Origin of the sequence: Actinomadura barringtoniae, assembly GCF_017573505.1 — a bacterium.
Taxonomy (GTDB): Bacteria; Actinomycetota; Actinomycetes; order Streptosporangiales; family Streptosporangiaceae; genus Spirillospora; species Spirillospora barringtoniae.
The window spans coordinates 45,175-55,466 of the sequence record NZ_JAGEOJ010000042.1 but is presented as its reverse complement, the minus strand read 5'-3'; the positions used below and the strand labels follow the sequence as shown (position 1 = coordinate 55,466).

The 10,292-nt window shown below is 69.8% G+C and carries 10 protein-coding genes and 1 pseudogene; 5 read left to right on the top strand and 6 right to left on the bottom strand.

The window, feature by feature from the left end:
• Window positions 1–102 precede the first annotated feature (102 nt).
• Together J4573_RS52645 and J4573_RS56885 are read left to right on the top strand one after the other, a co-directional pair.
• Window positions 103–666: a G5 domain-containing protein gene (locus J4573_RS52645; RefSeq protein ID WP_307797562.1), complete on the top strand. Its 564-nt coding sequence runs from the start codon at window positions 103–105 to the stop codon at window positions 664–666.
• 208 nt (window positions 667–874) lie between these two features.
• Window positions 875–1,078: pseudogene (locus tag J4573_RS56885) on the top strand (SEC-C metal-binding domain-containing protein); the annotation flags it as partial.
• Here the strand turns inward: J4573_RS56885 and J4573_RS52635 are convergent.
• Entirely contained in the window at window positions 994–1,407 is a 414-nt protein-coding gene (locus J4573_RS52635; RefSeq protein ID WP_208264045.1) for a hypothetical protein, read from the bottom strand. The pseudogene J4573_RS56885 and the gene J4573_RS52635 overlap by 85 nt on opposite strands.
• Window positions 1,408–1,446: 39 nt before the next feature.
• On the opposite strand from J4573_RS52635, the gene fxsT reads away from it, so the two are divergent.
• A complete protein-coding gene (fxsT, locus tag J4573_RS52630) occupies window positions 1,447–4,314 on the top strand; it encodes an FxSxx-COOH system tetratricopeptide repeat protein (protein WP_208264044.1) in 2,868 nt (955 codons plus the stop codon).
• Here the strand turns inward: fxsT and J4573_RS52625 are convergent.
• Window positions 4,311–5,204 (bottom strand): LLM class flavin-dependent oxidoreductase, encoded by an 894-nt coding sequence (locus tag J4573_RS52625; RefSeq protein WP_208264043.1) that lies wholly within the window; start codon window positions 5,202–5,204, stop codon window positions 4,311–4,313. The two genes, fxsT and J4573_RS52625, sit on opposite strands and share 4 nt — an antisense overlap.
• A gap of 46 nt (window positions 5,205–5,250) precedes the next feature.
• Window positions 5,251–6,366, bottom strand: a complete 1,116-nt coding sequence (locus J4573_RS52620) for a hypothetical protein (protein ID WP_208264042.1) — start codon at window positions 6,364–6,366, stop codon at window positions 5,251–5,253.
• A gap of 168 nt (window positions 6,367–6,534) precedes the next feature.
• Between J4573_RS52620 and J4573_RS52615 the strand changes: the two genes are divergently transcribed.
• Window positions 6,535–7,392, top strand: a complete 858-nt coding sequence (locus tag J4573_RS52615; protein ID WP_208264041.1) for a hypothetical protein — start codon at window positions 6,535–6,537, stop codon at window positions 7,390–7,392.
• A gap of 43 nt (window positions 7,393–7,435) precedes the next feature.
• Here the strand turns inward: J4573_RS52615 and J4573_RS52610 are convergent, their stop codons facing one another.
• On the bottom strand, window positions 7,436–8,134 hold the full coding sequence (locus J4573_RS52610; RefSeq protein WP_208264040.1) for a DUF6882 domain-containing protein: 699 nt from the start codon (window positions 8,132–8,134) through the stop codon (window positions 7,436–7,438).
• A 155-nt stretch (window positions 8,135–8,289) separates the two neighbouring features.
• On the opposite strand from J4573_RS52610, the gene J4573_RS52605 reads away from it, so the two are divergent.
• Complete coding sequence (locus tag J4573_RS52605) at window positions 8,290–8,892, top strand: hypothetical protein (protein WP_307797561.1); 603 nt, start codon at window positions 8,290–8,292, stop codon at window positions 8,890–8,892.
• On the opposite strand, the gene ybaK is transcribed toward J4573_RS52605, so the two are convergent.
• Complete coding sequence (gene ybaK / locus J4573_RS52600; protein WP_208264039.1) at window positions 8,776–9,291, bottom strand: Cys-tRNA(Pro) deacylase; 516 nt, start codon at window positions 9,289–9,291, stop codon at window positions 8,776–8,778. The genes J4573_RS52605 and ybaK overlap by 117 nt on opposite strands.
• Before the next feature lie 155 nt (window positions 9,292–9,446).
• Complete coding sequence (locus J4573_RS52595; RefSeq protein WP_208264038.1) at window positions 9,447–10,109, bottom strand: LON peptidase substrate-binding domain-containing protein; 663 nt, start codon at window positions 10,107–10,109, stop codon at window positions 9,447–9,449.
• Window positions 10,110–10,292: the final 183 nt, after the last annotated feature.

Here is a 10,292-nt window from a genome sequence, read left to right as displayed (position 1 = left end):
CCAGGCAACAGTCCCGCCAGGAGAGGACCGAAGTCCCTTTTGGTGTGGTTGAGACGTACATAACTTGGTCCTCCTCACGCAAGGGGGACCAATGCGACGGGGATTCATCGGCCTGCTCCTGGCAGGCACCATGCTCACGCTCGGCGCCTGCGGGCAGGACACGGGAACCAAGACGGCCGCGGCCGGGACGCCATCGACCGCATCGCAGACGAGCACCGCATCGCCGACGACCACCGCGGCCGTGGCCGCCACACCCAAGGTCGAGAAGCGCACGTCACGACCACCACATCGATCCCGTACCGCACGACCGAGATCAAGGACGCCTCACTCACCGAAGGCACGACCAAGGTGCGCCGACCCGGCGTCAAGGGCGTCAAGAGGCTCACCTACGAGGTGACGCTCAGCGACGGCGCGGAGAGCGGCAGGCGCCTCCTGCGCCAGACGATCACTCGCCAACCGATCACCCGAGTCGTCGCGATCGGCACCAAGCCGGAGAGCCGGTGCGACCCGAACTACAGCGGCGCGTGCGTGCCGATCGCCTCGGACGTCGACTGCGCGGGCGGCAGCGGCGACGGCCCCGCCTACGTACAGGGTCCGGTTCGCGTGGTCGGCTCCGACATCTACGACCTGGACCGCGACGGCGACGGCACGGCCTGCGACACCTGAAAACCGATTGGCAGCCGAGCGGCACCCCCGTACGGTGCTGGCTGTTCCTCGATTCCGGGAGGCAGTCATGGACCGCGAATACGACGCCGAGGCGTCCTTTTGAGCCGACCAGCAAGCGCCGCCGGGGGTTCCCTCTAGCGAGACCAAGGTCAAGCGCGGCGCCCGCAAGGTCGGCGTCGACAAGGAGCTCGTCGAGAAGCTCGGCGGCAACGACCCATGCCCCTGCGGTTCTGGGCGGCGCTTTCAGGCGCTGCTGCCGCCCCACCGGCCGCTACGACGACTCCCTCGGCCACTACTACGTCCGCGAGTAGGCAGGGAGGGGGTCGGCTATTCGTCGGGCTTGGTCTGGGAAGAGCGCGTGCCGTACAGCGAACCGTGGGTCCGGTCGGTGAGGCCGGTGCCGTTGCGGTAAGCGGAGAAGAATCGCGCGGCCGAGTCGGAGAGACTCCCGAAGTGCGCGGAGTTCTCGGGCTCGGCCACTCCCTTGCCGAACGCCTCCCAGTACTTCTCCTCGCTGAGCCGCTCCCTCTTGGCGGCCTTGCTCTTCAGGACGAAGTCGAAGACCGTGTCGAGGACGATGACCAGGGTGCACAGGCACGCGATCCCGAGGAACAGCCAGGCCGCGGGCGAGCTCAGTCCGCCGCCCGATCGGGCCATGGCCGCCACGGCGGTGATGACCGCGCTGATGCCGCTACCGGCGACCCAGGCCGCCGGGCGGCCTAGGGCTCGGAGTCGTGGCATGGTGGCCCACCCTCGGAATCCATCGATTTGCTCCGGCGAATGCGATCAATATGCTCCGCTGAGGTTCAGTCTGCTCTACGATGGAGCAATCAGCAAGGCTTTGCTCCGGCGCAGGATGGGGTTCGCATGGACGAGGTGTCGGTGACCCGCCGGGTCGCCGATCGGGTGCGCAGCCTGCGTGCCGAACGCAGTTGGTCTGCGCGTGAGCTGGCCGAGGCCTGTATCCGTGCAGGAGCCCCGTCGCTTACGCGGAGCACCATCGCCAAAATTGAATCCGGTACCCGCAAGTCTGTCACTGCCGAGGAAATCGCGGTACTGGCTCAGGTCTTCGAGGTGAGCACCTCGGAGTTGCTGGGCTCGGGCTCTGACCTGGATCCGCTGAGGGCCGACTGGTCGCAGGTCCCTCGCGCGACGGACCTGCCCCAGGTCTGGGGCAGGGAGATTCCGTTCCGCAATCTGGACTTCACCGGCCGAGAGACCGAACTGGCGGCTCTCCGCGGCCGCCTGGTCTCCGAGTCGACCGCCCCGCAGGTCCTCTACGGCCTCGGCGGTGTGGGGAAGACAGAGATCGCCGCCGAGTATGCACATCGGTTCGCGGACGACTACGACGTGGTCTGGTGGGTGCGCGCCGAGCGCGAGGAGATCATCCGTGCTTCGCTCGTCTCGTTGGGACGCCTGCTGCAACTGCCCATGGAGGGACGGGACATCACCGGCGACGTGGAGGCCGTCCTGGACGCTCTGCGCACCGGGGATCCATCGCGGCGGTGGCTGCTGGTCTTCGACAACGTCGAGGATCCGGTCATGCTGCGCGAATACGTCCCGGACGGGCCAGGCCATGCGATCATCACGTCCCGAGTCGCGAGGTGGCGGCAGGCGCTCCGTGTGGACGGCGTCGAGGTCGGCGTATTCACTCGCCCGGAGACCATGGAGTATCTGCGGCGGCGGACACGAGGCCTCGAACGTGAGAGTCCGGCCGTCCCGGAGGACCTCGCGACCGAGCTGGGTGACCTGCCACTGGCGGTCGAGTACACCGCCGCGTTCCTGACGGCGACCGGCCTTCCGGTGACGAGCTATCTCGACAGGTGGCGCGACAACGTCCATGAACTCCTAGCGACGCCGGTCGACATCTACTACTCCGGTCAGGTCGCGACGACCTGGCGTGTCCCGCCTGGAAAGGTGACCGAAGATGCCGAGCTGCTCTTTCGGCTCCTGGCCTACTTCGGACCCGACCCGGTACCCGCAGAGCTCCTCGCCATCCGGCCAGATACGGCTCCAGTCCCCGTGGATCGCCTGTTGAGTAACCGCGCAGAGCTGCGGCGAGCGCTTGACGAGCTCGCCCGCTTCTCCCTTGTCAGGCTCAGCGCGGGGGCCAGCACGGTCGAGGTCCACCGGGTCGTGCAGGCGGTCACGCGCGGAAGGCTGGAGCAGGAGGACCCGCAGCTGGCGGAGGAACTGCGACGATGCGTTCACGTCTTGCTCGCGGCATCCGATCCCGGCCACCCGGAGGATGACGACAGCGACCGGCGGTACGAATGGTCGCGGCGGCATCTGATCCCGTCGGGTGCCCTGGAGTCTCGTGACGCGCGGGTCCAGGCTCTGGTCATCAACCAGCTCACCCGTCTGAACGCACGGGGAGACGTTCGCCAGAGCGTCGAACTGGGCCGGCAGGCACTTGCGAGCTGGGGCGACGAGGACTGGCCCGATGACCTGTCGATCCTGCACCTGCGCGTCCAGCTGGCCATCGCCCTGCGCGTGAGCGGGCAGGGCGACGAGGCGCGCAGGCTCAACGCCGAGACCCTTGAGCGGCTTCTCGGTTCTCAGGGGGAGCAGCACGAGGTGACGCTGCTGTGCCGGGCCAGCCACAACATCGACCTGAGACTCGCCGGGGCGTACGACGCCGCACTCGCCGAAGACGAACGTCTCGTCGAGATGCAGGAGCACCTTTACGGTGCGGACGACCGTCAGACGATGGTGGTCCGCGACAACCTCGCTGCGGATCTTCGTTCTCTCGGACGGTTCGTTCAGGCCCTCGACGTCGACCAGCGGGTCCACTCCTGGTACGAGGCGGAACTCGGACCGCTCGATCGCAGGTCGCTGGCCTCCAGCCTGATGGTCGCCCGCGATCTGCGCCAGCTGGGGCGGTACGAGCAGGCGCTGGAGATCGTCCGCCGCGTCACCGAGGCGACGGAGGACAGGGAGGAGCCGTGGAACGCCGACAGGCTGAACGGCCTCACCGAACTCGGGCTGAGCCTGCGCAGGGCGGGGCATCATCGTGAGGCTCGCGAACGTCTCGAGGAGTCGTTCGAACGGCATCGCGCGACGCTGGGCGACTCCCACCGGCAGACGCTGACCACCGCGACCAACCTGATTCACGACCGCCGGCTGAATTGGGATCTCGCGTCCGCCGAGTCTCTCGGACACGACATCGTGGCCGAATGGGACGCGGTCGCGGGTCCGGACCATCCCAACACCTGCGCCGCGTCTGCCAACCTCGCGATCACGCTGCGGGCGGCCGGGATGGCCAAGTTGGCCGGGCAGCGCAACGAGCAGGCGCTCTCCACACTGCGCGAGCGCCTCGGGACCGCGCATCCGTTCACGCTCGCCGTCCAGACCAACCTCGCCTCCGACCTCGCCGCGCAGGGCGAGGTCGACAGGGCGGCCCGGCTGGGTGAGGAAGTGGTGGCGGCCAGCTCCGAGACCTTGGGCGAACGGCACGTGCACACCCTTGCCGCATCGGCCAATCTCGCCTTCGACCGGCGTGCCTTGGGCGACGAAGGCGAGGCCCCCGAAATGCGGTATCGCGCGATCAGGCTCTTTGACGAGACGCTCGGGCGAGACCATCCCACGGTGCGCCTTCTGATCGGGGGCGGTCGCGTCGACGTCGACGTCGAGCCGATGTCTCTTTAGCCCTCGGCCAGGAGGGCTCGGGCGGCGGGGACTACGTCGTTGATCCAGCGGCGGAGCTGGAGTTCGGTGGGGTTTTCGGGCCAGTAGACGAAGGTGTCGAAGCCTGTCTCGGTGGTGAGGGTGGCCAGGATCTGGGCCCAGGCTGCGGCGTCGGTGCGGATGGGGGTCTCGCCTTCGAGGGTCACGGGGGCCGGGGTGTCGGTGATGTCGCCGACCAGCTGGGCCATGCGGCGGATGGTCGACGGGTCGCGGCCTGCGTCGATGGCGGCTGAGGAGATGACGTCCTGTTGGGCGCGCCACTTCTCGTACGGGAGGTAGTGGGGGATGGGGGCGGCCCAGCCGTCGGCGATGCGGCCTGTCAGGGCGTTCGCGCGGGGGCCGACGCTGCCGAACCAGATCTCGATCGGGTGGGCGGGCGCGGGGCCCGCGTGGACGCCCTTGACCGTGTAGTGCTCGCCCTCGACCTTGACGCGTTCGCCGGGGCGCCACATGGCGCGGATGATCTCGGTGGCCTCCTCGAGGGCTTGGAGCGCCTCGGGGTTGGTACGGGTGGGGCCGCCCATCGCCTGGATGGCGGGCCAGTACGCGCCGGCGCCGAGGGCGAGTTCGAAGCGGCCGCCACTGAGGAGGTCGAGGGTCGCGGCCTGCTTGCCGATCATGGCCGGGCCGCGCAGCGGGAGGCTGGCGACGTCCGGGAACACCCGCAGCCGCTCGGTCCGCGCCAGCACCGTCGTCAGGACGGCGAAGGTGTCGGCGAGCTCGGCGGCGTACGGGTGATCCTGGACGCCCAGCAGGTCCAGGCCCTCGCGGTCGGCGATCCGCGCCAGGTCGACGACCGTTCCCAGCTGCGTGACCGACGGGGCGAGCTGCACACCGAATTCGAGGTTCATGCAGGTCACGTTACTGAGGTGAGGGTTCGTGCCGAATCAGTAGGTACTACGGGTGGGTGAGCAGGCTCGGAGTGCCCGCGTTGGTGGCCCAGATGGCGTGCGGGCTCGCAGAGATTCCCTGGATGACGTTGTAGTCGCCGGTGGTGGGTGCGGTGTCCTGCGTCCAGCTCGTGCCGTTCCAGCGCAGGAGAAGGGCGTGGTAGACCCCCGCGGGGTCGCCGTCGGTGAACGTGAAGAAGAACCCGCCCGCCCAGACCTCGTTCGGGCCGCGGGCCGTGACGGTGTTCAGCTCACCGCTCGTGATGGAGTTCGGGGTGTTCGGGAGGTGGTCGTAGGGGCTGGGGACGATCGACCACTTGGTGCCGTCCCAGTGCTCGGTCAGCGTGAGCCCGGTGCCGAAGTTGCTCCGGTCGCCGACCATCCACACGTCGTTCGCTCCGACCGCTGCGATCGAGGCCGCCACCGGCTGGTTGCTGTTGGTCTGGCTGTCGGTCTGAGCCATGGTCACCACCCGCCAGGCGGTGCCGTCGTAGTGGAGCGCGTAGAGCGAGTCGGGGGCGGGCGCGGTGTTGGCGAACGTGCCGACGGCCCAGACGTCGGTCGCCGAACGTGCCGTGACCGCCGACAGCTTGGTGCGCATCGTGGTGGGGGAGGGGACCGAGACACGGGTCCAGGCCGTTCCGTCCCAGTGCTCGACAAGGGACTGGCTGCCGTCGGTGCCGACCGCCCAGGCGTTGGACGCGCTGACGGTCGCGACACCGCTCAGCGCCGCGTTGCGGCCGGAGATCGCCGGGCTCGGCGAGGCGGCCCAGGAGGTTCCGTTCCATCGTTCGATCTGCGGGCTGGAGACGTGGTAGCCACTGGTCACCTTGCCGACGGCCCACGCGTTGGACGGGCCGCCGTCGCCGATCGCCAGCACTATGCCGCGATCGGCGGGCGCGGGGACCTGCTGCCATGTGGTGCCGTTCCAGTGCGCGAAGCCGGGGTTGCCCAGGGCCCACGCGTCGCCGTCACTGAACGCGCTCACCGGGCCGCTCACGCCGGTCGCGGTGGAGGCCGTCCAGGTGCCGGCGGCCTGCGCCGGCGCGGTGGAACCGAGTGCCGGGGCGGCGAGAACGAGCGCCGCCGCGAGGGCCGTGGTGCCGATCAGGGTCGTTCGCATCAGGTGTTCCTTCGGACGTCGGAGACTTCTCGCCGGAATCACGCGAGGACCCCCGTCCGGGTTCGGACGCCGCCCTGGCAACTGTCGGCCACCTCGTTGAGTGAGGGTACGGTCACCGGCCAGAGTGTTGCCCTTGGATTTGTCGGCTTTTGGGGCGAAGGCGGGCTGATGTCGATCGTGATGGTGCCCGGCGTCGCCAAACGGCTCGAAGGCGATCTCTCGCTGCATCGGACGCTGTTCACCCCGCTCAGGCAGGGCCTGGCCCGCGCCGGTGTCGGCATCGGTCCGGAGGACGTCGTCGTCGTGAGCTACGGCAAGACCTTCCGCCCGAAGGACGAGATGCTCTCGCCGCAGCCGTACTACGACGCCGACGACGTGGAGCCGGGCTTCGAGCAGGACCTGCTGAGGGCTCTGTGGGAGCGAGCGGCGGACGTCGACGAGAAGGTGGTCGCTCCCGAGGCCGAGACGCTCTTCCGGAGCCCCGCGTGGGTGCAGCGGGCGCTGTACGCGCTCACCATGTCCGCGTTCTGGAGCGGCGTCGGCGAACAGGCCTTCATCTCGTTCCTGAAGCAGGTCCGGCGCTACTTCACCGACGACGACGTGCGCTCGGCCGCCCGCGCGGCGCTGGCCGGGGCGGTGAACGAGGACACCCGGGTCATCGTGGCGCACTCGTTCGGCTCGGTGGTCGCGTACGAGAGCCTGTGCGCCCACCCGGAGTGGCCGGTCGAGACCCTGGTGACGCTGGGCTCACCGCTCGCCCTGCGGCACATCGTCTACAACCGGCTGCGGCCCCCGCCCGCCCCGAAGGCGCGGTGGCCGGGCTCGGTCGAGTCCTGGACGAACGTCACCGACGCCGGTGACGTGATCGCCGTCGTGGAGGACGTCAGGCCGTTCTTCAGCGACCGCATCACGCAGATCCGCCTGGACACCGGCGGCGCCAAGGCCAACGACATGCGGTCCTACCTCACCGACGAGGCGACCGGACGGGCCATCGCGGCAGGGCTCGGTGGCGGCGGGACTGAGTGATTGAACTATGACCCTCAGGTCATACATCAGAGGCTCGCGGGGCTCAGAGGCCGGCGGGGCTGAGCTCGGCCTGCCAGTCGGTGAAGCGGCCCAGGCCGTCGAAGTGGGCACGGGCGGTGCCGCCGCCGGGGAGGCGGACCTCGGTCATGCCGTCGGTCTCCCGGTAGGGGACGCGGTGGTGGCTGAGGAGGCGGGCCAAAGTGAGGCGCGGGTCGCGGGGGAACAGGCTCACACCGTTCATCACCAGGCGGGGGACCGGAACCGGATCCCAGGTCGCCGGTGGCGCCTGCGGGTCGTCCACGTGCAGGTAGGCCGAGCCGCCGTCGTAGCCGGCGCCGATGTAGCCGCCACCGCCGAGCACGCCGCCGGCGGCCATCGCGATCAGCTCGCCGCCGTGCCCGGCCGGGCCCTGGTACCAGCCGAGGTCGACCTCGGGGGTGACGAACTCGGGGATCTCCAGGCGCTCGCCGAGGGCGCGGATCGCCAGCGTCGGGGCCACCGCGGGGTGATCGTCGCCGAACTGCGGGTTGGCCCAGCCCCAGAGCCAGGTGCGCTCGCGGGCCGCGTAGCTGCCGAGAAGGGACACCCGGACCGTCACGCCGCCGCTGGAGTAGGTGCGCGCGGTCAGGTCAGCACTCCAGTCCTCACGCGGCAGGAACTCGGCAAGCGTCTCCTGCTGCTGCAGGACGACGGCTGCGAGGGCCGCGCCGAGGCGCTCGAACGCTGAACTGAATCCGGACATGTCGGGCACATTATCTCAGGAATCGGGCCATGCGAGGCCGGGAATCGGACACCGGGCAGTAGTCGATCAGTTGAACAGGGAGGGCTAGGCTTCTCGTATCGGGGACGGATCGCGGACGACTTTCACAGCACTACTTTCACAAGGGAGCGTACGAGGTGGGGGGACCGGCCGGGAAGGCCTTGCGTACCTGGGCCGTGACCGCGGTGGTCGTGGCGGTCCTCGGACCGCTCGCCGGGTGGCTCTGGTCCGCCGTGAGCCCGGACGTGAAATACGTGGTCCTGCAGGGCAAACCGCTGCTGGCCGACCCCGAGGGGCAGGGCCCGATCGGGATCGACGGGCGGTTCGCCCTGATCACCGCGGTGGCCGGCCTGCTGTGCGGAGTGGTCGCCTACCTGGCCGGCGGGCGGCGGAACGACATCCCGCTCATCCTCGGCCTCGTGGTCGGCGGCGTCGCGGCGTCCCTGCTCGCCTGGAAGGTCGGGCACCACATCGGGCTGAGCGACTTCCAGGCCACCGTGAAGCACGCCAAGGACGGCGAGACCGTCACCGGCGTGGCGGACCTGCGCGCCAAGGGCGTGCTGGTGTTCTGGCCGCTGCTGGCCGTGGGGGTTTACGCGGTCCTGGAGCTGATCGTGAAGCGGCTACCCGCGCGCGATGCCGGCCAGCCTGGCCCCGGTGAGGCGGGCCAGATCGGCGGGGGCCAGCTCGATCTGCAGGCCGCGCCGACCGGCGGAGACGTACACCGTCGGGAACCCTGACGCCGACTCGTCGATCACGGTCGGCAGCCGCTTGCGCTGCCCGAGCGGGCTGATCCCGCCCACGACGTAGCCGGTGGCGCGCTCGGCGTCCTGCGGGTCGGCCAGCTGGGCCTTCTTGCCGCCCGACGCCGCCGCCAGCGCCTTCAGGTCCAGGCTGCCCGACACCGGGACGACGCCGACGGTGAGCCTGCCGTCGACCTCGGCGAGCAGGGTCTTGAAGAGCCGTTCGGGTGGTACGCCGATCGCCGCCGCGGCCGCCTCGCCGTACGAGAGGTCCCCGTCCGGCGCCACCTCGTAGGTGTGCAGGGTGTACTCGACCTTGGCCTTGGTCGCGGCCACCGTCGCCGGGGTGCCCTTCCCGCCGCCCTTGGAGGCGCCCTTGGACTTCGCTGAGCTCATGGCGCTCAGTCTGGCGGAGCCCGCCGCGCCCCCGCCAATCGATTCGCGCCGGTGGCGGGTCGACTCGCGCCGCTGGCGGGTCCGATGGTGGGTCGAGTCGCGCGGGTGGCGAGTCGACTCGTGCCGACGGCGGGTCGAGTCGCGCCGGCGGCCGGCTAGTTCGGGGTGAACGAGCCGTCGAGGAATTGGCCGGCGGGCACGGTGGCCATGACCTGGAGCAGGCGGTTCTCCCGCATGAGCAGCTCCTGCTCGTACTCCAGCCGGAGCGCGGCGTCCTCGGCCTCCAGCAGCCGCTGCTTGTCGGGCCCGTCCAGCACCACGGCGGCGGCGATGAGGTACGAGAGCCGTACGGGATCGTCGGGCAGCTCGACGGGCTCGGCCACCTCGGCGCCGACGGCGGCAAGCCGGTGCCGGTAGAGCTGGAAGAGCACCCGGACCCGCTGGGCCACGGCGCCGGTGTCAGTTCCTTCTTCCTCCGGCAGGAGCTCGACCTCACCCTGCAGATAGGCCCGTGAGGTATCGGTCTCCTTCACCCTGAAGCGCTGCCCGCCGACCGTGACGATGTCGAAGCGCCCGTCGCGGTGCGGGGTCACGCTGTGCAGCTCGGCCAGGCAGCCGACGTCGGCCAGGCGGTGGGCCGAGCCTTCGCCCACCTCATGGCCCAGTTCGATGCCCACGACTCCGAAACGGCGCGGCTCGGGCTGGTCCAGCAGGTCGTGCACCAGCATCCGGTAGCGCTCCTCGAACAGGTGCAAGGGCAGCACCAAGCCCGGGAACAACACCGTGCCCAACGGGAACAGTGGGAGCCTCTCGGTCACTGTGTTCCCCCCACAATGCCTAGATCGGGGCGGTCCGGGGAACGCCCCTCGGCGCCAGCGTACTTCCCGTTGCAACGATCTTGCCGCGATCGTGTTGCGCCGGATTTATCACAGTCTGAAGGCGTCGGTGATCGCCGCGTCATCGGCCGCTACGGGCCGGTAGGAGTCACCCGAACGGGGCAT